The organism is Bradyrhizobium sp. 604_D8_N2_3 (assembly GCF_051810765.1).
In the GTDB taxonomy this organism is placed as follows: domain Bacteria; phylum Pseudomonadota; class Alphaproteobacteria; order Rhizobiales; family Xanthobacteraceae; genus Bradyrhizobium; species Bradyrhizobium barranii.
Window position 1 is genome coordinate 2,643,655 of sequence record NZ_JBPWPM010000001.1, and the last position, 22,011, is coordinate 2,665,665.

The following is a 22,011-nucleotide window of genomic DNA, read 5'->3' on the forward strand; positions in this document are numbered from 1 at the left end:
GCGCTGGGTGGTCCCGGCCGGCGGGCTTACTCTAACACCGGTTCCGCTCTGGGGACGCTGAAATTATTCGCAAATCTGCCGCCCGAGCGCTTGAGGTCGGCATGGGGCCGGAATACGACCATCACCGGTCCATGCCAAGCCCGGACAAACGCCGTCCTTCGGAATATGGTTCCAGGTCGATCAAAGGGGGGAATGATGATCACCGGCCTCGATCACATCGTTGCCCTGGTGAGCGATATCGGTGCGGCCAAGGCGGCGTATCAGACGCTGCTCGGGCGCGCGCCGGCCTGGCAGAATTCCGGCGAGGGCGCCGATCGCGTGCTGTTCACGCTTGCGAACGTGACGATCGAGCTGATGGCGCCGAGCGGCTTTAACGTTGCGGCGGACCGGATCCGCGCGCTGCTCGACGACCGCGAGGGCGTGCTCGCCAGCCTGTGCTTTCGTGTCGCAGACATGGGCAAGATGCACCGGCGGCTGGAGCGGGTGGCCTTGAGGCCTGATCCGGTCGCCGAGGTCGAAAGCAGCGACGTCGCGAGCGGCGCAGTCCTGCACTGGAAACGCACGCGTGCCGCGACCGAATTGACGCGCGGCGTGCGCATGTTCTTCCTCGAGCTCGCCGAGGAGCGGCCGCTGTCGACTGCGACCGACATCGCGCCGATCGATGGGCTCGACCACGTCGTGGTCACCACCGAGGATTCCGACCGCGCCGCTGCGCTCTATGGCGCGCGGCTCGGCCTTGATCTCGCACTGGACCGCTCGCACCAGGATTGGGGCCAGCTGATGTTCTTCCGCTGCGGCGACCTCATCGTCGAAGTGGTGCGCCGCCCCGTGGCGGGCGGGGATTCCGTGCATGACCGTCTCTGGGGCCTGAGCTGGCGGGTCGCCGACATCGACGCCACGCGCGCCCGCCTGCTCGCCGCCGGCCTCGACGTCACCGAGGTGCGCAACGGCCGCAAGCCGGGCACGCGGATCATGACGGTGCGGAATGGGACCTGCGGGATCCAGACGGTGCTGCTGGAGCGCTCGCCGAAGCCGGCGGATTGAGGGGGCGGCCTCCCGTTCGTCATTGCGAGGAGCTCTTGCGACGAAGCAATCCAGGCTGTCTTCGCGGTGGCAGTCTGGATTGCTTCGCTGCGCTCGCAATGACGAAACTATGCGGCGGGCCTCGCGCATGATAAATGCGATCTGGACGATCACCCAGCGGGCACCCGGTTTGGCGAAAGCAACGGCAAAGCGAACTCTGAAATGGCAGCGCGACCCCGAGGGGATGCGGCTGCGCATTCTCGAGGCTGCCAAGCAGGAATTCTCCACCCACGGGCTCGCGGGCGCGCGTGTCGACCGCATCGCGGCGAAGGCCGGCGCCAACAAGCGCATGCTCTACTATCACGTCGGCAACAAGGACGAGCTCTATCTCGCGGTGCTCGAAGGCGCCTATGACAAGATCCGCAGCGAGGAGCGGGGGCTGGATCTCGAGCATCTCGATCCGCCCGAAGCGATCCGGCGCCTGATCGAGTTCACCTGGAACTACTTCCTGCGCAACCCGGAATTCCTGTCGCTGCTCCAGACCGAGAACCTCGCGCGCGCAAAGCACCTCAAGCGCTCGACCAAGGTCAAGTCGATGCACTCGCCCTTCGTCGAGATGATCCGCACCGTGGTGCTGCGCGGCGTCGACAGCGGCGACTTCCAGGTCGCGGTCGATCCGGTGCAGCTCTACATCTCGATCGCGGGGCTCTGCTTCTTCTATCTCTCCAATTCGGCCACGTTGAGCGTGATCTTCGGCCGCGACCTGCTGGACAAGAAAGCCAAGGACGAACGGCTTTCGCACATGGTCGGCCTCGTGCTGGCCGCGCTGACGGGCCGATCGACCGCGCTGTTCGAGATCGCCAAGGCGCCGAAGTCGCGCAGCGCGGTCGCGCAGACGGTTTAGCGGCCTAGTCCGCGCGTTGGCGGACCAATCGTCCGTCGTTTCCTCAATCTCCGCCGTCATTGCCCGCGAAGGCGGGCAATCCAGTATTCCAGAGACGGTTGAGATTGAACCGAGAAGCCGCGGCGTACTGGATTCCCCGCCTTCGCGGGGAATGACACCGAGGGTGAGGCGGTCTCGTGCCCCGGACGTAGCGCAGCAGCACGTCCGGGACACGAGAGGAGGCCAGGAACCGGCACAAAACGTCACAGGGAAAGCTCTGGACAGTATTTATCCAACGAGTTAATTTCTCCCCCGAACGAAGAAGAATGCCGGGAGTGAGACGTGGCTGAGTTGAAGCCGCAAGGTGCGGTATCCAAGATGCTGAATGCGGCCTGGGTCCGGCCGTTTTTGTTCCTGGTTTTCATCGTCGTCGCCTGGGACCTCGCAATCCGGCTGTTCAAAATTCCCGCCTATCAGATCCCGGCGCCGGCCGACGTCGTCGCGGTGCTGCGCACCGAATGGCCGGAACTGCTGCGCCAGTCCTGGCCGACCACCTATGCCACCGTCTGCGGCTTCCTGCTGTCGGCGCTGTTCGGCATTCCCGTCGCGATGCTGATCGCGGGCTCGAAGACGGTGGAGAGCTATGTCTATCCGCTGCTGGTGTTCTCGCAATCCGTGCCGAAGATCGCGATCGCGCCGCTGTTCGTGGTCTGGTTTGGCTTCGGCATCATTCCCAAAGTGATTTCAGCCTTCCTGCTCGGTTTCTTCCCGGTGGTGGTCTCCGCCGTGCAGGGCTTCAAATCGGTCGATCCTGATATGGTCGATCTCGCCCGCGCCATGCAGGGCAGCCGGTTCCGGGTTTTCCTCGCGGTGAACCTGCCGCATGCGCTGCCGGCGATCTTCTCAGGCCTCAAAGTGTCGGTGACGCTTGCCGTGGTCGGCGCCGTCGTCGGCGAGTTCGTCGGCTCCAATTCCGGCATCGGCTACGTGATGCAGCGCTCGATCGGCACGTTCGATCTGCCGACGATGTTCGCGGCGCTGGTGATCCTGGCGCTGCTCGGCGTGATCCTGTTCTGGATCGTGGACCGGATCGAGAAGCTGGTCATTCCCTGGCATGTCAGCCAGCGTGAAGACGTGATTTTCGCCTCGTAACAAAAACTAAGGCAACGAACGGCCATCAACGGCCGACGCAACAAGGGCAAGGGAGAGAAACGATGAAGCGGTGGATAGGAGCTGTCTCGGCTGCGCTGATGGTGTTTGCGGCGATGCCCGCGCAGGCCGCCGACAAGGTCGTGCTGATGCTGAACTGGTACGTCTATGGCGAGCACGCGCCGTTCTATTACGGCAAAGCCAAGGGCATTTACGCGGCCGAAGGCATCGACCTCGAAATCCAGGAAGGCCGCGGCTCGGCTGCGACCACGCAGGCCGTGGCCGCCAAGACCGCCGATTTCGGCTATGTCGACGTCCCCACCATGATGCGCGCCGCGATCAAGGGCGCACCTGTCGTCGCGACCGGCGTGCTGCTCCAGACCAGCCCGATGTCCGCCATGGGCTTTGCCGACAAGAACATCAAGAAGCCGGAGGACATCAAGGGCAAGACGGTGGCGATCACGCCGGCCGATTCCATGACCCAGATCTGGCCGCTGTTCCTGAAGAAGACCGGCCTGAAGGAAAGCGACTTCCAGACCGTTGCCGGCGACGGCCAGACCAAGCTCAACGCCGTCATCAACGGCCAGGCCGATCTGTTGCTCGGCTACGTCATGGACCAGTCGATGAAGATCAAGGACGCCACCGGCAAGGACGTCTATCCGATCAAGTTCGCTGACTACGGCATCAACATGGTCTCCTCGGGCATCATCGCCAACGCCGACTATGTGAAGGCCAATGCCGATCTCGTCCGCCGTTTCATGTCGGCGACGACCAAGGCGGTCGAAGCCGCCGAGAAGGAGCCGAAAGCGGCTGCGCAATCGATCCTCGATGCCAACCCCAAGGGCGGCAAGATCGACACCCTGACGCAGGGCTTTGAGCTGACCATTCCGCTCTACCGGACCGCGGAGACCAAGAGCAAGCGGCCGTTCCAGGTCACCGACCAGAACATGACGGACTCCGTCAATCTGATGGTCGAATATGGCGGACTGGATGCCAAGGCCAAGGAGAACCCGAAGGCCTTCTACACCAACGATTATCTGCCGAAGAGCGGATCGTGAAGCAAGCCGCAGTCGTGAGCGAAATCGTGCAGCACGCCGCGCATCTGAGACTGGTGAGCGACCGGGCTGCCGGCGATGCGTCGGGCATCAAACTGTCCGGCGTGTCGAAAACCTACCGGACGCGCGACGGCGACGTGCCGTCGCTGCGTCCGCTCGACTTCCACATCAATGACGGCGAGTTCTTCGTCGTGGTCGGCCCAAGCGGCTGCGGCAAGTCCACGCTACTCAAGCTGATCTCGGGGTTGCTGCCGCCGACATCAGGCGAGGTCCTGGTCGAGGGTGAGAAGGTGACGAAGCCGCACGGCAATGTCGGCATCGTCTTCCAGAACGCGCTGCTGCTGCCCTGGCGCAACATCCTCGCGAACGTGATGCTGCCGATCGACATGAAGCGGCTGCCGCGACAACACTATCTCGATCGCGCCAAGGCGCTGTTGAAGCTGGTCGGCCTCGAAGGTTTCGAGAAGAAGCTGCCCTGGCAGCTCTCGGGCGGCATGCAGCAGCGCGCCTCGATCTGTCGCGCGTTGGTGCACGATCCCAAGATCATGCTGATGGACGAGCCGTTCGGCGCACTCGACGCGTTGACGCGCGAGCGCATGAATGTCGAGCTGATGCGGATCCAGCGCGAGACTAGGAAGACGGTGCTCCTGATCACGCATTCGATTCCCGAGGCCGTGTTCCTCGCCGACCGCGTGCTGGTCATGACCGAGCGGCCCGGCGCGATCGCGGCGATCTACGACGTGCCGCTGCCGCGCCCGCGCTCGCTCGATGTAATGGCCGATCCTGTCTTCACCGAGCTCGTGCAACGCATCCGCAGGCATTTTTTCTCGCAAGGTTCGCTGGATTAAAGTCATGGCGCCGCGCCTGAAGCTGCGAGACATCGCGTTCTTTGAACGTCCCGTGCATTTTGCGCGGCCGTTCCGCTTTGGCGCGATCACCATCAATGCAACGCCGCAGCTGTTCGTGCGGGTCGAGATCGAGGTCGAGGGCAGCGGGAATGCGGTCGGCGCCAGTGCCGAGCTGCTGGTGCCAAAATGGTTCGACAAGCGGCCGGAGCTGTCGCCGGCGCAGACGGTCGACGGCCTGCGGCGTTCGCTGGAAATTGCGCGGGGCCTTTATCTTGCGCGGACTGGATTCTTGACGGCGTTCGATCTGCATGCCTCGTGCATCGGTGCCCAGGTCGCGACTTGTGCAAAGAAGAATATTCCAGCGCTTGCGGCGGCTTATGGCCCGGCGGAGATCGACAAGGCGATCCTCGACGCACTGCTCCGCGCAGGCGAGACCAACTTTTTCGACGGGATGGCCGGCAACATTGCCGGCATCGATGCACGGCTTTCGCCGGACCTCAAGGAAGCGGACCTCACGGCGTTTCTCGCCGGCCGGAAGCCGCTGCCGCGCGTTGCCATCAGGCACACCGTGGGCCTCGACGATACCGTCGAAGGTGAGGGCGGTGTTGCCGATGCACGCGAGAACGCCGGTGCGTATTACTTCAAGCTGAAACTGTCGGGCGATCCCGCTGCCGATGCAGGACGGCTGGCGCGGATCGGCAAGGAACTCGACACGCTCGGGCGCGACTACAAGGTGACGCTCGACGCGAACGAGCAGTACGCCGATCTTGCCGCACTACAGGCACTGATGGATCGGCTTGATCGTGATTCCGCGCTGCGCCCGATCGCCTCGCGCTTGCTCTATGTCGAACAGCCGATGCCGCGAGACATCACCCGGCAATGCCCGCTCGGCTCGCTCGCCGCGCACGGCTTCATCATCGACGAGGCCGACGATTCCTACGATGCCTTCCCGGCGGCGCGTGCGCGCGGCTATTGCGGCATTTCCTCGAAGTCCTGCAAGGGCCTCTACAAATCCATCGTCAACGCGACGCGCGCGTCGAAATGGAGCGCGGGCGGCGCGCGGTTCTTCGTGACGGGCGAGGACCTGACCTGCCAGGCCGGCCTTGCCGTGCAGCAGGATCTCGCGCTCGGCGCCTTCATCGGCGTCACCCATGCGGAGCGCAACGGCCATCACTATGTCGACGGATTTGGCGAGACGCCGACCGCTGAAGCGCAGGCTTTCGCGCTCGCGCATCCCGATCTCTACGCCGATGCCGGGCAGGGCATCCGCCTCTCCATTCAAAACGGCGATCTCCTGACGGGATCGCTCCATGCAACGGGCTTTGCGACGTCGGTCCATCCGGACTGGTCGGCGCTCCGCCCGCTCGAACAGCCAAAATCACCTTGGGAGTAATTGGCATGACCACCCAACGCCTCGGCCTCATCATGAACGGCGTTACCGGCCGCATGGGTCTCAACCAGCATCTGATCCGCTCGATCGTCGCGATTCGCGAGCAGGGCGGCGTCCGGCTGAAGAACGGCGACCGCGTGATGCCCGATCCGATCCTGGTCGGCCGCAGCGCCGACAAGGTCGAAGCCCTCGCCAAGCGCTACAACATCACGCGCTGGACCACCGATCTCGATGCTGCGCTCGCGGACAAGAACGACACCATGTTCTTCGACGCCGCGACCACGCAGGCGCGGCCCGGTCTGCTGACCCAGGCCATCAACGCCGGCAAGCACGTCTATTGCGAGAAGCCGATCGCGACGAATTTCGAGGAGGCGCTCGAGGTCGTCAAGCTCGCCAACGCAAAGGGCGTCAAGCATGGCACGGTGCAGGACAAGCTGTTCCTGCCGGGCCTGAAGAAGATCGCCTTCCTGCGCGACTCCGGCTTCTTCGGCCGCATCCTCTCGGTGCGCGGCGAATTCGGCTATTGGGTGTTCGAAGGCGGCTGGCAGGAGGCGCAGCGGCCGTCCTGGAACTACCGCGACGAGGACGGCGGCGGCATCATCCTCGACATGGTCTGCCACTGGCGCTACGTGCTCGACAACCTGTTCGGCAACGTCCAGAGCGTGGTCTGCATCGGCAACACCGACATCCCCGAGCGTTTTGACGAGCAGGGCAAGAAGTACAAGGCGACCGCGGATGATTCCGCCTACGCGACCTTCCAGCTCGAGGGCGGCGTCATCGCGCACATCAACATGTCCTGGGTGACGCGCGTCTATCGCGACGACCTCGTCACCTTCCAGGTCGACGGCACACACGGCTCGGCGGTCGCGGGCCTGTCGGATTGCATGATCCAGGCGCGGCAGGCAACGCCCCGGCCGGTGTGGAATCCCGACGAGAAGCGGCTGCACGACTTCTACGGCGACTGGCAGAAGCTGCCTGACAACGTCACCTACGACAACGGCTTCAAGGAGCAGTGGGAGATGTTCATCCGCCACGTCTACGAGGACGCGCCCTACAAGTTCACGCTGCTCGAAGGCGTCAAGGGCGTGCAACTCGCCGAATGCGCGCTGAAGAGCTGGAAGGAGCGGCGCTGGATCGACGTCGCCCCGATCGAGGCCTGAGGTCAGTTGGATAAGCCGCGATGTTTACCAAGCCGTCATTGCGAGCGAAGCGAAGCAATCCAGAGTCCCTCCGCGGCGACGGTCTGGATTGCTTCGTCGCTTCGCTCCTCGCAATGACGGGGAGAGGTCTGAAATCATGAACAAACCCGTCCAACCAATGTCGTCATTGTCGCTCAAGCTCCCGAAAGCGGATCGTTCGATCGAGACCTACCGGCTCGCGGCGTCGCGAACGTTCCCCGCGAAGCTCGAAGGACCTTTGAACCGCATCGCGTTCTCGGCCGTGCACACGGTTGTCGATCCCTTTGCGGACAACGATCCCTGGCTCTCGGCTGCCATCGACTGGGACAAGACCATCGCCTTCCGCGAGCATGTCTGGGACCTCGGCCTCGGCGTCGCCGAAGCCATGGACACCGCGCAGCGTGGGATGGGGCTGGACTGGCCGACCTCGCTGGAGCTGATCACACGTTCGGTCGGTGCCGCCAAGCGGCGCAATGCGCTGGTGTTCTCCGGCGCAGGTACGGATCATCTTGCGGTCGAGGATGCCAAGAGCCTCGACGACGTCATTCGCGCCTATGAGGAGCAGCTCTCGGCCGTCGAGAAGGTCGGCGGCCGCATCATCCTGATGGCGTCGCGTGCTCTCGCAAAACTCGGCCGCAGCGCCGACGATTACGCCAAGGTCTACAACCGCGTGCTGTCGCAGGTCCGCGAGCCCGTGATCATCCACTGGCTCGGCGATATGTTCGATCCCGCTCTGACCGGATATTGGGGCACCAAGGACCTGGACAAGGCGATGGACGTTGCGGTGGCCATCATCAACAACAACGCGGCCAAGGTTGACGGCGTCAAGGTTTCGCTACTCGACAAGCAGCGCGAGATCGACATGCGCAGGCGCCTGGACAAGCGCATCAAGATGTACACCGGCGACGATTTCAACTACGCGGAGCTAATCGCCGGCGACGACCAGGGCTTTTCGCACGCACTGCTCGGCATCTTCGATGCCATCGCGCCGGCTGCCTCTTATGCGTTGTCACGCCTCGCGGCAGGCGACGAGGCCGGCTTCCACGACGTGCTGGGGCCGACCGTGCCGCTGTCGCGTCATATCTTCAAGGCGCCGACGCGCTTCTACAAGACCGGCGTGGTGTTCATGGCCTATCTCAACGGCCACCAGGATCATTTCACCATGGTCGGGGGACAGGAGAGCGCGCGCTCGATGCTGCATCTGGCCGAGCTGTTCCGCCTCGCCGATCAGGCCGGGCTGCTGGCCAACCCCGAACTGGCGACCCGTCGCATGAAAACAGTGCTGGCCTCTCACGGGCTGGACTCCTGATGCGCGATTTTTCGTCCGACCATCGCTGGCTGTCGCTCAACACGGCGACGGTCCGCAAGCAGGGTGACCTCGTCGAGATCATCGACGCCTGTGCGAAGCATGGCATCCGCGCCATCGACCCCTGGCGCGATCAGGTCGCTGCCGTCGGTCTCGACCGCGCCGCACGCGCGGTGCGCGACGCCGGCCTCGAGCTGTCGGGCTATTGCCGCGGCGGCATGTTCACCTCGGACGCATCGCGTCGCGGCGAAGTGCGCGACGACAACCGCCGCTGCGTCGACGAAGCCAAGGCGCTGGGCGCGCCCTGCATCGTTCTCGTCGTCGGCGGTCTGCCGCAATATTCGCGGCCGGGCAGCGAGGCGTCCAAGGACATCGTCGCAGCGCGCGGTCAGGTCGAGGAGGCTCTCGCCGAGATGCTCGACTATGCCAGACAGGCAAAGCTGCCGCTGGCGATCGAGCCCTTGCATCCGGCCTACGCTGCCGACCGCGCCTGCGTGAACACGACGAAACAGGCGCTCGACATCTGCGATCGGCTCGACCCGGGCCGCAGCGGCATGCTTGGCGTCGCGCTCGACGTCTATCACATCTGGTGGGATCCGGAGCTGATGGCCCAGATCGCGCGTGCCGGCAAGGATCGCCTGCTGGCCTTCCATGTCTGCGACTGGCTGGTGCCGACCAGGGACATCCTCAACGACCGCGGCATGATGGGCGACGGCGTGATCGACATCAAATCGGCGCGCGCCGCTGTCGAAGCGCAAGGCTATGCCGGTTATTCGGAGATCGAGATCTTCTCCAACGACTGGTGGAGCAAGCCGATGGACGAGGTGCTGCGCACGTGCATTACGCGGCACAGGACGGTGGTCTAGCTCCCACGCGCGCTGTCCTCACGGGCTTGCGACTTGTTGCCGCGTGTTGAAGCGCGCCTTCCCCTTCACGGCACCGAAGCGGCGGGCTCGCTCAGCGAGCCGGTTGGAGTACCACCAACGAGAGGTGGACAGCCGTCAGCTTTCAGGCAGAATGATATCATCCCGATGCCGCAGCCTCGCCACGGTCTGCGCCAGATCGGATGCGGTAATCAGTGGCATCAACGATCGGCAGGCACGGCGGATGTACCCACGCCTGATGATCTTGAATGGCCCCGGCGCGCAATCGTCGGGGCCATTGTTGTGATCGGCGGGGCAAGGCTAGCGACTTTTGCCGGAAGCCCCGGCGTGTTCCAGCCCCAGGCCCGTTCTATTGCGGCAATAAGGAAAGACCGCCCGAAGGCGGTCTTGCAGTCCAATGTGCCGGGCCAAAATAGTTTCGGGATCAAACCTTGTCCGGCCCGGTCTAATCGCCAGCTAACCACTATCCCGGGAAGGCCGCTGACAATTAAGATTTCAGTCCTGAAATGGAATGCACCAGCGACTTGGGAACCCGTCGTCCGACGCGAGTCTTGTTGCGTGCCTGCGTACAGCGCTGGCCGAAGGGGCTACGGCGCTGAGAACTTCGACTAGCTCTCAGGCTGGAGCTGCTCACGTCGGTGAAAAGTCAGACGATTGCGCTATCATCGATTGACCGTCAAACACCGGACTATCACTCGTCAATTCAATCTGCGAAATTGTGACAACATAAGTGCGCTTGTAAACAAGCTGGCGCGAAGGGAGGTTCGCAGTGGAGGCAGTGGAGAGAGTGCAGCGCTTGCGTGCGATGAGTTCGCTGTGCCGCCAACAGGCCGCGTACAACAGCATGAACAAATGGAAGCTGCTCGCAGAAGCAGAATACTGGGACCACCTGGCCGATCTTGAGTTGTCTGCTCACTCCCAGCAATGCAGCGCCATCAGCTCGGATGAGAAAGAGCGGCCTCAAGCGATCCCAACCGCGACTGACGCTGGACCGAAGACGATTTCCGTCGCGTGAGGTCAAGGCGAGGCGGTTGTTTGCATTCCGTGCCACCGCATTTCTCACAGAGAGAAGCGGCCCGGACACGTATGTTCTGGCCGAACTGTGGAGCAGGGCGATGATGGCACCCCGCGTCGCTCGGCCGCTGCGCACATTGCAACGAGGGAATGCGACGCTGCTGCCGTCACGGGCCTGCGAGCTGTTGCAGCGTGTTGAAGCGCGCCTTCTGCTCGCTGCTCAGCGTGGCATAGAACTCGTCCAGGGCGGGCTCGACCAGCTTGGCGGCCTGAAGCATGGCCTCGAGCCGGTGCTGCATCGCCTCTAGTCGTCCGACCGGCGTCAGCGGTACATCGTTCGGACAGGCCGCCTGTAGGCCCTCAACGCCCTTCGCCGTCGCCTCGCCGAGGCGGTCGAGCGCTTCCTTCTGCTTGCCCGCGGGGTGGAGGACAGCCTCGATCCTCTGGATCGGCAACTGGGTCAGGCCGGACTTCGGATCGCCGCAGCCTTCGGCACTGGCTTCCTGGGCATTGGCTTCCTGCTGCCGAGGCGAGCGGTCGCCGATTTTGGGGCCGAGCGCGTTGAAGCGGGCCTGCTGCTCGTCACTGAGCGAGTTGTAAAAAGTCTCCAGTGCCGGTCGCACGATCTTGACAGCATCCAGTGTCGCGCTGACGCGGTTCATCATCGCCCGCAAGCGGCCAGGCGGCGTCAGTGCATATGTCTCTGCGCAGGAGTCCTTGAAAACACCGGCGGCGTTGGCCGCCGCGGTCTTCAACGCGTCGAGCAGCGCGCGTTGCTCCGCCGTCGGCCGCACTGCCCGCGTGATATCGTCAAGCGGCCAAGCGGTGACGCCCTTGTCCGGTGTGCCGCACAATTGCTGCAGCGTTTGCGGGCTCACGCTGGCGCGCTGGCGCGCGCGGGTGCCGCCGCCGGCTTGCGGATAGTCATTCGGGTTGGTGCTGGCATAGGCGGAATAGGGGCTGTCATCGCCCCAGAACATGGTGTCGACGAAGTCGTCATACGCGTACGCCCAATAGCCGGGCTCGTAGGCATAGGACCAGAACGTGTAGTCAAAAATGTCGGAATAGGCGTAAGGCCAGAACACGGGCCCAAGCCATGCCACGAACACCGCGGGATGGCGGTGTCGCCAGGCCTGCCGGGGAGCCCAGCCGCTGTGGCGGGCGACGAGGGCCGCCTGGGTTTGTCCGGCCGCCCGCTCGCGGAAGTGCGCGGCAAACCGCCCGCGCGCGGCGGCCGCCGCTGCAACTGATGCAGCGGGGGCCTGCAGCCCCAGCCTCTGCTGGCGCGCCAGATCGATTTGCTGCGCCCGTTGCTCGTGCTGCAGCAGACGGTTCTGCGCCTGCAGCGCGCGTTCTTGTGCGCGTTGCGCGCGTGCGCCGTCCGGCTTTTGCGACTGCAACGTCTGCACACGCTGCTGGAGGCGATCGATGCGGGTCTGGCGCTCCGCGGTCTGGCGCGACAGCATCTCGCGCTGTCCCTGCTCGACGTGCTGCTCACGCTGTTGTACGCGCTGCTCGCGCTCCAGCAGCCTATTCTGCGACTGCAGCAATCGCTGCTGCTCGCGTTGCGCTCCCGCGCCTTCCGGCTTTTGCGACTGCAATGTCTGCACACGCTGTTGCAAGCGGTCGATGCGGCCCTGGCGTTCCGAGGCTTGGCGCGACAGCGTCTCGCGCGGCCGTTCCGGCCGCTCGCTCACGGCCGGCGGCGCGCTGGGGTGTGAGGGGGCGGCAATATGCGGCGTCGGCGGCGGTGCCATCGCCGGACGTTGCGGAGCTGCCGGCGCGCGATGGAATTCAGGTCGCGGTGCCGCCACGTGCGGGGCAGCTCGCTGCGGTGGTGCCGCGAAGTGCGGGGCCGGGCGCGGTGGCGGTGAGGCCATGCGAGGCGCCGGACTCGGCGCCATGGCCGGTCGCTGCGGCATGGCCGGAGGATGAAATGCCGGCGCAGCGGGACGCGCCATCGCAGGTGGCGCCGCCGGTCGGGCCATCGCAGGCGGCGCTGCCGGTCGGGCAGCCGCTCCCGGCGGCCCACCCCGACCATGATGGTCCTGGGCGGACGCACCGACGCTCGCCGTGAGCATCGACACACCGACCAAAAACGCCGAAAGGCACACGGCACGCGGAAGCATGATCGCAACTCCACGCTCGTCCCAGTCGCCCGGAACCGTTCAACGCGCAGGTGGCGAAATCGTTCGTTGTTGACTGCCCGCGGCCTTGCGGTCTTCCGACGCAGGCAGAGCTCAGGCGAAATCCTGCGTCAGGGTGGCAGCGATTCTCTCCAAGGCCCAATCAACCTGGTCACTGGTAATCACCAGCGGCGGGGCGAAGCGGATCGTGTGCTCGTGGGTATCCTTGGCGAGGATGCCTTCGGTCTGCAGAGCCTCACAGTAGCGGCGCGCACGGCCGGCTTCAGGGTTGAGCTCGACCGCCAGCATCAGCCCGCGTCCGCGCACGTCGCGCACCGTGTTGGCGCGGATGCTTCTGAGGCCTTTCAGGAAGCGCTCACCTTGCACCGCAGCGTTCTCGATCATCCCTTCCTCGACGAGAACGCGGAGCGCCGCCCGCGCCACCGCGCAGGCGAGCGGATTGCCACCGAATGTTGAGCCATGCTGACCTGGTTTCAGCGTGCCGAGGACCTCGTTGTTGGAAAGCACGGCCGAGACGGGATAGAAACCGCCGGACAAAGCTTTGCCGAGCAGCGTCACATCCGCCTCGATGCCCTCGTGCTGTTCCGCAAGCAGCTTGCCGGTGCGGCCGAGTCCAGTCTGGATCTCGTCGAGGATCAGCATCACGTCGTGCGCCGTGCAGAGCTCGCGCACCCCCGTGAAATAGCCTGCCGGTGGAATGATGACTCCGGCTTCGCCCTGGATGGGTTCGACCAGGAAGGCGACGGTGTTCGGCGTGATTGCGTCTTCCAGCGCGGCGAGATCGCCGAAGGGAATGATTTTGAAGCCCGGCGCAAAGGGGCCGAAATGTTCGCGCGTGGCCGCGTCGGTCGAGAAGCCGACGATGCCGAGGGTGCGTCCATGGAAATTGTTGGCGCAGACGATGATCTCGGCTTGCCCGTCGGGCACCCCCTTCACCTCATAGCCCCATTTGCGCACGGACTTGATCGCGCTCTCAACGGCTTCGGCTCCGCTGTTCATCGGCAGCACCTTGTGAGAGCCGGTGAGTTCCGCGATCTCCTCGTAGAAGGGAGCGAGCTGGTCGTTGTGGAATGCACGCGAGGTCAGGGTCAATCGGCCGGCCTGCTCGACCATGGCGGCCAGGATTTTCGGGTGGCAATGGCCCTGGTTGACCGCCGAATAGGCGGAGAGGCAATCCAGATATCGGTTGCCCTGGGTGTCCCAAACGAAAACGCCTTCGCCGCGCGACAGGACAACGCCAAGCGGCTCGTAATTGCGGGCGCCGAAGCGCGCCTCCCTCGAGATGAAATCAGCGACTGGCGGACTACTCATTCGTCACTCCAGCTCACGTGTCTTACGCATTCTAACAGATAATGCGTCGCTCGTTCGAAACGATGCCCGCGGGCCTCAACCTATAGAGCAGGGCACGCTCAGGAAGCCGCGGAACCGCACCCGTCCGCCCCGCACCGGATGGCCGCTCACGGCATAGTTCGGGAAGCGCGCCAGGAAGCGCGAGATCGCAATCGCGCCTTCGAGTCGCGCCAGCGCCATGCCGGCGCATTGATGCGCGCCGGTGGCGAAGGCGAGATGCCGGTTCGGCGTGCGCGCGATGTCAAAGCGTTCGGGCTCCGGAAACTGGGCGGGATCGCGGTTGGCCGCCCCGATGCACAGCGTCACCGACGTGCCGGCGTCGAGCATGACGCCGCCGAGCTCGATCTTCTCTGTCGTCATGCGGTTGCCGAGCTGGTTCGAGCTCTCGTAGCGCAGCATCTCCTCGACGGCAGTCTTGATCATGTCGGAGTTTTCGATCAGCCGCTGCTTCTGGTCCGGATTCCGGTGCAGCGCGACGAGGCCGTTGCCGATCAGATTGGTGGTGGTCTCGTGCCCGGCGTTGAGCAGGAAGATGCAGTTGTGCAGCAGCTCCTTCTCCGTCAGCCGCTCGCCGTTTTCCTCGCCGTTGCCTTCTCCCTGGATCAGGCGCGTCAGCACGTCACGCTCGGGATTGCCGGGCTTTTGGCGCCTGCGCGCGACCAGGGTTTCGAGATAGGCGAGGAAGTCCTTTACCGCCTTGTTGCCGCGCGCAGCCACTTCGGGCGACACCACCGGCTCGAGTGCACCGAGGATCGCCAGCGACCAGTCGCGCAGCGGCTCGCGTTCGTCGTGGGGAACGTCGAGCAGATTGCCGATCACTTCGATGGGGATCGACGCGGCGAAGTCGTCGATCAGCTCGCAAGCCCCCTTGGCGGCGATGGCATCGAGCAGGCCGTCGACCAGCTTGACGATATCGGGCTCCATCCCCGCGATCGCGCGCGGCGACAGCGCGCCCATGATCAGGCGGCGCACGCGGGTGTGGGCGGGCGGGTCGTTGAAGACGAGGCTCGTGGTGTGGTGCTCGTAAAGCGGGGTGTCGCCGTATTTCGGCGCGAACTCGCGCTTCTTGTCCGAACTGAACGACTTTGTGTTCTTGTAGGTGGTGACGAGATCGTCATAGCGGGTCAGGAACACAGTGCCGTTGGGGAGGCGCTTGACCGGCTCGTTTTCCCGCAGTGCACGATAAGTCGGGTAGGGATCGTCGTAGAATTCGGGTGTCAGCTTCTCCAGATCGAAATTGGCCGCCAGTTCTTTCGCACTTGCGTTCATCGCCGCCATACTCGCCGGTTGAGACCGATATGCTGTTTTCGCTCTTTCGAGCGGCTCGGCTCACCGTCTACAGTCGTGTCGTGATTTGCAAGCCGACCGGACAGGAAAATGCACGCCCGCGCTGACGCTGCCGACACGGCCCCGAATTGGCCCGACGATATTTTCGCGACATTGCAACGCTTCGACGTCCGGCAGGCGCCTTACGTGCCCGACGCCGGCCATTCGAAGTTGATTCAGCGCGTGCTGGCCTCAACCACGATGCGCGGCATTCCGCTGACGACGGAGGAGGAGGGCGTCGCGCTCCTGGCCGGGGCCTGGACCGGCGGACAGCGCGGCGTGCTTCTGATGCAGTCGAGCGGGGTCGGCAATTGCATCAACATGCTGTCGCTGATCCCGATCCTGCGCTTTCCGTTCCTGACGCTCGTGACCATGCGCGGCGAGTGGGGCGAGTTCAATCCATGGCAGGTGCCGATGGGATCGACCACGCATTGCGTGTTCGAGCTCTCTGGCGTCCAGGTGCTGCGCGCGTCCAATGCGGCCGAGGTGCCGGCCGTGCTGGAGGCGGCCGCAGCGCAGGCCTACAACGCGCTCACGCCCACCGCCGTCCTGCTGTCGCAGCGCCTGATCGGCGCCAAGGTTTTCACCAAATGAGCAAGGCCAATCTCCTCGACCGCCGCCAGGTGGTGTCTACCCTGCTTGCGAACCGCAAGAACGTCGTCGCAATCGGCGGCCTCGGGGCCTCCACCAACGACATGTGTGCCGCTGGCGACCACGCGCGCAACTTCTACCTCTGGGGCGGCATGGGCGGCGCGGCGATGATCGGGCTTGGTCTGGCGCTGGCGCAACCAAAACTGCCGGTGCTGGTCATCACCGGCGACGGCGAGATGCTGATGGGGATGGGGAGCCTTGCCACCATCGGCCTGCAGAAGCCGTCCAACCTCTCGATCGTGGTGCTCGACAACGAGGCCTATGGCGAGACCGGTGGCCAGACCAGCCACACCTCCGCAGCTGCCGACCTCGTCGGCGTCGCCAGGGCCTGCGGCATCGGGGACGCCCGCGCGATCTCGACCATGGCCGAGGTCGAGGCCTTCGCCAAAGCCGTCCACAACGTCTCGGCGGGGCCGCGATTTGCCAATGTGAAGATCGATAGCGCCAGCCTGGACCGGATTCTCCCAGTCCGGGACGGGACTTACATCGTCAACCGGATCCGTGGCGATCTCGGCTTCCAGCCGATCTAGCCCTGCTTGGCTCCGTCCTGAGCAACGTTCCGGGCCCTCCGGGCGGGGAAGTGTGACCATTTTCCAACAAGTTTGCACCCACGTAGGTTGCGTCGCAGCATTCTGCTTGACTTTTGCGTGGGTGAGTGCTTACTCACTAACATGAGCTCACTGCGAATGACGAGCGACCTGAGGCGTCAATTGATCCTCGGTGCCGCAAAACGCTGCTTTGCCCGACACGGCTATACCGGCACCACGACCAAGAGCGTGGCGGCCGCCGCTGCCATTTCCGAGGCGCTGCTGTTCAAGCATTTTCCGTCCAAGGCGGCGCTCTACGCCGAGATCCTCAGCGACGAGTGCGAAGCCGATCCGGCACTGACGGACCTGCTCGAGCGGGAGCCCTCGACGGCCACGCTGGTCGAGTTGATCCGCGGCATGGTCCAGCATTTCCTCCACATCGCCGACGGGCCCGATCAGGAGGAGGCGCAGCGCCTGCGACTGATGGCCACCAGCCATCTGGATGACGGCGAATTCGCCCGTCTGCTATATGCCAAGATCGAGAAGCTGATCGGGGCGGTCTTCCTCGCCTCGCTCGAGCGCGCGGTTGCCAGCGGTGACGCGCGGCCGTTCAGCGGCGATCCGCTCAACCTGTTCTGGTTCGCGCATCATTCGGTGATGATGGCTGCGCTGACCAGGCTGCCGGCCACGCCCTGCCTCGTCTACGGCAAGGCGAACGATCTGGAGCGGCAGCTCTGTGAGTTTCTCCTGAGGGGTATCGGACTTAACGACGCCGCAATTGCTTCGCATTTGGGCCGCGATCAGGCCGCGGATGCGGGCAAGACGGCGATTGCAGAAAGCGCATGACATGAACATCGTAACCGAACACAAGATTTCGGGCGAACCGATCGACACCAAGGCTCCCAAGCGTCCGGTCAGGCCGGTGCTGTGGTTCATCATCGTCGGCACGCTCCTGGGCGTGCTCGTTGGCGGCCTCGTCTGGTTCAATTACTTCCGCGGCCAGATGATCAAGCAGTTCTTCGCCAACAACAAGCCGCCGCCGACCGCGGTCAGCGCGGCCGAGGCGAAGTCCGAGGTGGTGCCGAACCTGCTCACCGCAGTCGGTGGCCTTGCCGCCGTGCACCAGGTCGACGTCAGCGCCGACGTCAACGGCCGCGTCACCGAGATCAAGTTCGAGCCGGGTACGCATGTCGATTCCGGCACGCCACTGGTGCAGTTCTTCGACATGCCGGAGCAGGGCGACCTCGCCAACTACAAGGCGCAGGCAACCGTCGCACAGCTCTCGCTCGACCGCGCCAAGCAGCTGGCATCGCGCCAGTTCGGCCCGCAGGCGACCGTCGATAACGCGCAGGCCGCCTACGATCAGGCGCTGGCCGGCATCGCCAAGACCGAGGCGGTGATCTCGCAGAAGCTGGTGCGTGCGCCGTTCTCCGGCGATCTCGGCGTCCGCAAGGTCGAAGTCGGCCAGTACCTGACGGCCGGCACGGCGATCGTCTCGCTGACCGATCTGTCGGAGCTGTGGGCCAACTTCACGGTGACCGAAAAGGACTCGGGCAACCTCAAGGTCGGCCAGCCGGTCCGGCTCAAGGTCGACGCCTACCCCGGCCGCACCTTCGATGCCAAGATCACCACGATCGAGCCGCAGGTCGCGGCCGACACCCGCAACATCCGCGTGCAGGCGACGGTCGCCAATCCGGAGAAGATCCTGAAGCCGGGCATGTTCGTGACCACGACGGTGGTGCTGCCGGCGAAGCCGGCCGTGATCACCGTGCCGGAAACGGCGGTCGATTACACGCTGTACGGCGACTCCGTGTTCGTGATCACCGAGAAGAAGGAAGAGGACGGCAAGACCAGCCTCTCCGCAGTGCGCACGTTCGTGCAGACCGGCAGCCGGGTCGACGGTCGCGTCGAAATCATCAAGGGCGTGAAGGTGGGCGACAAGGTCGTCGCTGTCGGCCAGCTCAAGCTGCAATCGGGCGCCCCAGTTGCGATCTCGACCGATCCGGCGCCGCAGATCCCGGCGCAGCCGCCGCGCTACTGATCCAATACATCCAGGTGATCCGGCCTCGCCGGGTCACTTTTCTTGAGACAAAGAAATCGAGATCGCCGCGATGCGCTTTACCGATATTTTCATCAAGCGACCGGTCCTGTCGGTCGTCGTCAGTCTGCTGATCCTGCTGATCGGCCTGCGCGCGGCGATGGTGCTGCCGATCCGGCAATATCCGAAGCTGTCGAACACGGTCATCAACATCACGACCGTCTATCCCGGCGCGTCCGCAGACCTGATCCAGGGCTTCATCACGACGCCGATCGAGCAGGCGGTCGCCTCGGCCGAAGGCGTCGACTACATGACCTCGTCCTCGGTGCTCGGCACCTCGACGATCCAGGTCTACATCAAGCTGAACTTCGATCCGAACCAGGCGCTCACCGAGGTGCTCGCCAAGACCAACTCGGTCAAGTACCTGATTCCAAAGGAATCCAACGACCCGATCGTCACCAAGACCACCGGCCAGACCACGGCCGTGATGTATCTCGGCTTCTCCTCCGAAGAGCTGTCGGGCTCGGCGATATCAGACTATCTGACGCGTGTGGTGCAGCCGGTGCTGTCGACGGTCGACGGCGTGGCCTCGGCCGACATTCTGGGCGGCCAGACCTTTGCGATGCGGCTGTGGCTCGATCCCATGAAGATGGCCGGCCGCAACGTGTCGCCGGCCGATGTCGCCGCCGCGATCGCCGCCAACAACTTCCAGTCCGCAGCGGGGCAGACCAAGGGCTATCTGATCGTTTCCAACATCTCGACGAACACCAGCCTGACTGACGTCAACCAGTTCAGGAAGATGATCGTCAAGGCCAAGGACGGCGGCTTTGTGCGGATGGAGGACATCGCCACAGTCGAACTCGCCGCCCAAAGCACGGATGCCAGCGTCGCCTTCAATGGCGAGCATGCGATCTTCATTGGCGTGAACGCGACGCCGCAGGGCAACCCGCTGACGCTGGTCAAGGGCGTGCGCGCACTGTTCCCCGAACTCGAGCGCAATCTTCCGCCGTCGATGAAGATGAAGGTCGCCTACGACTCGACCAAGTTCATCCAGTCTTCGATCGACGAGGTGGAGAAGACGCTGGGTGAAGCCGTGATCATCGTGATCGTGGTCATCTTCCTGTTCCTGGCCTCGCTCCGTTCGGTCATCATTCCCGTCGTCACCATTCCGCTGTCGATGATCGGCGTCTGCACCTTGATGCTGGCGTTGGGTTTCAGCTTCAACCTTCTGACCCTGCTCGCGATGGTGCTCGCGATCGGCCTCGTGGTCGACGACGCCATTGTCGTGGTGGAGAACATCCATCGCCATCTGGAGGAGGGGAAGACGCCGGTTCAGTCGGCGCTGGAAGGCGCGCGCGAAATCGTTGGGCCGGTCATCTCCATGACCATCACGCTCGCGGCGGTGTACGCGCCGATCGGCTTCCTCGGCGGCCTGACCGGTTCGCTGTTCCGCGAATTCGCCTTTACGCTCGCGGGCTCGGTGATCGTGTCAGGTGTGATCGCGCTGACGCTGTCGCCGATGATGTGCTCTATTCTGCTCAAGAATACCGAAGAGGGCCGCTTCGCCAAGCTGGTCAACAAGGTGTTCGGCGCTTTGACGCGCTGGTATGGGCGCAGGCTCGACCGCTCGCTCGATTACAAGGCGATCACCGGTCTGTTCGCGGTGACGATCCTCGGGCTGGTCGGCTTCCTCTACATGCACACCTCGAAAGAGCTGGCGCCTGAGGAGGACCAGGGCATCGTGTTCGCGGTGACCAAGGCGCCGAAATACGCCAACATCGACTATGTCGATTTCTACGGCGAGAAGCTCGACGAGAAATTCCAGAAGTTCCCCGAAACCGATCTGCGCTTCGTGCTGAACGGCATCAACGGCCCGCAGGGCGGCATCGCCGGCATGCTGCTGAAGTCGTGGGACGAGCGCAAGCGCTCGTCGATCCAGTTGAAGCCGCTGGTGCAGGCCGAGCTTTCCAAGATCGAGGGCGTGCAGGCTTTCGCGTTCAACCTGCCGCCGTTGCCGGGTGGCCCCGGCGGTCTGCCGGTTCAGATGGTGATCAATTCCACCGCGGGCTTCCAGACGGTCTATGAGCAGATGGAGAAGCTGAAGGACGCCGCGCGCAAGAGCGGCATGTTCATCGTCTCCGACAGCGACCTCGCCTACAACCAGCCGAACGTGGAGGTCACGATCGACCGCACCAAGGCGCAGGATCTCGGCGTTAACATGCAGAACCTCGGCTCTACGCTCGCGGTGCTGCTCGGTGGCAACTACATCAACCGCTTCAATCTGGAGGGCCGGTCCTACCAGGTGATCCCACAGGTGCCGCGCAGCAGCCGGCTCTCGCCGGAATCGCTCGGCGGCTATTATGTGACGACCAACACGGGCCAGCAGCTCCCGCTGTCGACCGTGGTCTCGGTCAGGACCAAGACTGATCCGAATTCGCTGACGCATTACAATCAGCTCAATTCGGCGACGTTCTCGGCTGTGCCGATGCCCGGCGTGACGGTCGGATCGGCGGTCGACTTCCTCGAAGGCGAGGCCAAGAAGCTGCCGGCCGGCTTCAGCCACGATTATCTCGCGGACTCCAGGCAATACGTGCAGGAGGGCAACCAGCTTGCGATCACCTTCGGTTTTGCGCTGATCATCATCTTCCTGGTGCTGGCGGCGCAGTTCGAGAGCCTGCGTGACCCGTTCGTGATCATGATCTCGGTGCCGATGGCGATCGTGGGTGCGCTGATCCCGCTGTTCTTTGGCATGGCGACCATGAACATCTACACCCAGGTCGGTCTGCTGACCCTGGTCGGCCTGATCACCAAGCACGGCATCCTGATGGTGGAGTTCGCCAACGAGCTCCAGGTCAACGAGCGGCTCGACCGCCGCTCGGCCATCGAGATGTCGGCCCGCATTCGTCTGCGGCCGATCCTGATGACCACGGCCGCGATGGTGACCGGCCTGATCCCGCTCCTGACTGCGTCCGGCGCGGGCGCGGCCAGCCGCTTCTCGATCGGCCTCGTGGTGGTCGCCGGCATGTCGATCGGTACGCTGTTCACGCTGTTCGTGCTGCCCGCAGTCTACGTCATGCTGGCAACCGACCACCGCGCGGCGGCCGATTCCGAGCGGAACAAGGAGGTCAACGATCTCGACCTCAATTCCAAGGCGCTGCGACCGACCTGAGCCGCAGGTCAGCGAACCAGAGGGCGGCAGCGGCATCCGTTGCCGCCCTTTTCATTTGCCCCGCAGCCTGCGG

General features: G+C 64.2%; 18 protein-coding genes. 15 read left to right on the forward strand and 3 right to left on the reverse strand.

Going from position 1 to position 22,011, the window contains the following annotated elements:
- The first annotated feature begins 195 nt into the window (after positions 1-195).
- The 10 genes from AB7245_RS12385 to AB7245_RS12430 all read left to right on the forward strand — a co-directional run bounded on the left by AB7245_RS12385 (position 196) and on the right by AB7245_RS12430 (position 10,731).
- Positions 196-1,044 carry a VOC family protein gene (locus AB7245_RS12385; protein WP_135216305.1) on the forward strand — a complete coding sequence of 283 codons (849 nt, stop codon included), beginning with the start codon at positions 196-198 and terminating at the stop codon, positions 1,042-1,044.
- A 127-nt stretch (positions 1,045-1,171) separates the two neighbouring features.
- Complete coding sequence (locus AB7245_RS12390; RefSeq protein WP_193560924.1) at positions 1,172-1,927, forward strand: TetR/AcrR family transcriptional regulator; 756 nt, start codon at positions 1,172-1,174, stop codon at positions 1,925-1,927.
- A gap of 321 nt (positions 1,928-2,248) precedes the next feature.
- Entirely contained in the window at positions 2,249-3,058 is an 810-nt protein-coding gene (locus AB7245_RS12395) for an ABC transporter permease (protein ID WP_071915912.1), read from the forward strand.
- Positions 3,059-3,120: 62 nt separating this feature from the next.
- A complete protein-coding gene (locus AB7245_RS12400) occupies positions 3,121-4,113 on the forward strand; it encodes an ABC transporter substrate-binding protein (protein ID WP_085404408.1) in 993 nt (330 codons plus the stop codon).
- Positions 4,110-4,958 (forward strand): ABC transporter ATP-binding protein, encoded by an 849-nt coding sequence (locus AB7245_RS12405; protein WP_085404407.1) that lies wholly within the window; start codon positions 4,110-4,112, stop codon positions 4,956-4,958. The genes AB7245_RS12400 and AB7245_RS12405 overlap by 4 nt, the downstream gene beginning before the upstream one ends.
- A gap of 4 nt (positions 4,959-4,962) precedes the next feature.
- Entirely contained in the window at positions 4,963-6,351 is a 1,389-nt protein-coding gene (locus AB7245_RS12410; RefSeq protein WP_085404406.1) for a hypothetical protein, read from the forward strand.
- A 5-nt stretch (positions 6,352-6,356) separates the two neighbouring features.
- Positions 6,357-7,508 carry a Gfo/Idh/MocA family protein gene (locus tag AB7245_RS12415; protein WP_085404405.1) on the forward strand — a complete coding sequence of 384 codons (1,152 nt, stop codon included), beginning with the start codon at positions 6,357-6,359 and terminating at the stop codon, positions 7,506-7,508.
- A 136-nt stretch (positions 7,509-7,644) separates the two neighbouring features.
- Entirely contained in the window at positions 7,645-8,835 is a 1,191-nt protein-coding gene (locus tag AB7245_RS12420; RefSeq protein ID WP_085404404.1) for a dihydrodipicolinate synthase family protein, read from the forward strand.
- Positions 8,835-9,698: a sugar phosphate isomerase/epimerase family protein gene (locus AB7245_RS12425; protein WP_085404403.1), complete on the forward strand. Its 864-nt coding sequence runs from the start codon at positions 8,835-8,837 to the stop codon at positions 9,696-9,698. The genes AB7245_RS12420 and AB7245_RS12425 overlap by 1 nt, the downstream gene beginning before the upstream one ends.
- 787 nt (positions 9,699-10,485) lie before the next feature.
- A complete protein-coding gene (locus AB7245_RS12430; protein ID WP_343287559.1) occupies positions 10,486-10,731 on the forward strand; it encodes a hypothetical protein in 246 nt (81 codons plus the stop codon).
- A 166-nt stretch (positions 10,732-10,897) separates the two neighbouring features.
- Here the strand turns inward: AB7245_RS12430 and AB7245_RS12435 are convergent, their stop codons facing one another.
- From AB7245_RS12435 to AB7245_RS12445, 3 genes are all read right to left on the reverse strand, one after another.
- Complete coding sequence (locus tag AB7245_RS12435) at positions 10,898-12,427, reverse strand: Spy/CpxP family protein refolding chaperone (protein ID WP_244623357.1); 1,530 nt, start codon at positions 12,425-12,427, stop codon at positions 10,898-10,900.
- Between the two features lie 543 nt (positions 12,428-12,970).
- Positions 12,971-14,188: an ornithine--oxo-acid transaminase gene (gene rocD, locus AB7245_RS12440; protein WP_085404402.1), complete on the reverse strand. Its 1,218-nt coding sequence runs from the start codon at positions 14,186-14,188 to the stop codon at positions 12,971-12,973.
- Positions 14,189-14,263: 75 nt separating this feature from the next.
- Entirely contained in the window at positions 14,264-15,496 is a 1,233-nt protein-coding gene (locus AB7245_RS12445; RefSeq protein ID WP_014496967.1) for a cytochrome P450, read from the reverse strand.
- Positions 15,497-15,604: 108 nt separating this feature from the next.
- On the opposite strand from AB7245_RS12445, the gene AB7245_RS12450 reads away from it, so the two are divergent.
- The 5 genes from AB7245_RS12450 to AB7245_RS12470 all read left to right on the forward strand — a co-directional run bounded on the left by AB7245_RS12450 (position 15,605) and on the right by AB7245_RS12470 (position 21,938).
- Entirely contained in the window at positions 15,605-16,147 is a 543-nt protein-coding gene (locus AB7245_RS12450) for a phosphonopyruvate decarboxylase (RefSeq protein ID WP_085404401.1), read from the forward strand.
- Positions 16,144-16,734: a thiamine pyrophosphate-dependent enzyme gene (locus AB7245_RS12455; protein WP_085404400.1), complete on the forward strand. Its 591-nt coding sequence runs from the start codon at positions 16,144-16,146 to the stop codon at positions 16,732-16,734. The genes AB7245_RS12450 and AB7245_RS12455 overlap by 4 nt, the downstream gene beginning before the upstream one ends.
- A gap of 141 nt (positions 16,735-16,875) precedes the next feature.
- Positions 16,876-17,577, forward strand: coding sequence for a TetR/AcrR family transcriptional regulator (locus AB7245_RS12460; RefSeq protein ID WP_085404399.1), 702 nt, complete (start codon positions 16,876-16,878; stop codon positions 17,575-17,577).
- Between the two features lies 1 nt (position 17,578).
- Positions 17,579-18,772, forward strand: coding sequence for an efflux RND transporter periplasmic adaptor subunit (locus tag AB7245_RS12465; RefSeq protein ID WP_085404398.1), 1,194 nt, complete (start codon positions 17,579-17,581; stop codon positions 18,770-18,772).
- Positions 18,773-18,842: 70 nt separating this feature from the next.
- The gene (locus tag AB7245_RS12470) at positions 18,843-21,938 is read left to right on the forward strand and encodes a MexW/MexI family multidrug efflux RND transporter permease subunit (protein ID WP_439034252.1); all 3,096 of its coding nucleotides are present in this window, start codon (positions 18,843-18,845) and stop codon (positions 21,936-21,938) included.
- Positions 21,939-22,011 lie beyond the last annotated feature (73 nt).

Coding starts and splice junctions, on each gene's coding strand:
- AB7245_RS12385 (WP_135216305.1), top strand. CDS start 196: ATGATCACCGGCCTCGATCACATCGTTGCCCTGGTGAGCGATATCGGT.
- AB7245_RS12390 (WP_193560924.1), top strand. CDS start 1,172: ATGATAAATGCGATCTGGACGATCACCCAGCGGGCACCCGGTTTGGCG.
- AB7245_RS12400 (WP_085404408.1), top strand. CDS start 3,121: ATGAAGCGGTGGATAGGAGCTGTCTCGGCTGCGCTGATGGTGTTTGCG.
- AB7245_RS12410 (WP_085404406.1), top strand. CDS start 4,963: ATGGCGCCGCGCCTGAAGCTGCGAGACATCGCGTTCTTTGAACGTCCC.
- AB7245_RS12415 (WP_085404405.1), top strand. CDS start 6,357: ATGACCACCCAACGCCTCGGCCTCATCATGAACGGCGTTACCGGCCGC.
- AB7245_RS12420 (WP_085404404.1), top strand. CDS start 7,645: ATGAACAAACCCGTCCAACCAATGTCGTCATTGTCGCTCAAGCTCCCG.
- AB7245_RS12425 (WP_085404403.1), top strand. CDS start 8,835: ATGCGCGATTTTTCGTCCGACCATCGCTGGCTGTCGCTCAACACGGCG.
- rocD (WP_085404402.1), bottom strand. CDS start 14,188: ATGAGTAGTCCGCCAGTCGCTGATTTCATCTCGAGGGAGGCGCGCTTC.
- AB7245_RS12445 (WP_014496967.1), bottom strand. CDS start 15,496: ATGAACGCAAGTGCGAAAGAACTGGCGGCCAATTTCGATCTGGAGAAG.
- AB7245_RS12450 (WP_085404401.1), top strand. CDS start 15,605: ATGCACGCCCGCGCTGACGCTGCCGACACGGCCCCGAATTGGCCCGAC.
- AB7245_RS12455 (WP_085404400.1), top strand. CDS start 16,144: ATGAGCAAGGCCAATCTCCTCGACCGCCGCCAGGTGGTGTCTACCCTG.
- AB7245_RS12460 (WP_085404399.1), top strand. CDS start 16,876: ATGAGCTCACTGCGAATGACGAGCGACCTGAGGCGTCAATTGATCCTC.
- AB7245_RS12465 (WP_085404398.1), top strand. CDS start 17,579: ATGAACATCGTAACCGAACACAAGATTTCGGGCGAACCGATCGACACC.
- AB7245_RS12470 (WP_439034252.1), top strand. CDS start 18,843: ATGCGCTTTACCGATATTTTCATCAAGCGACCGGTCCTGTCGGTCGTC.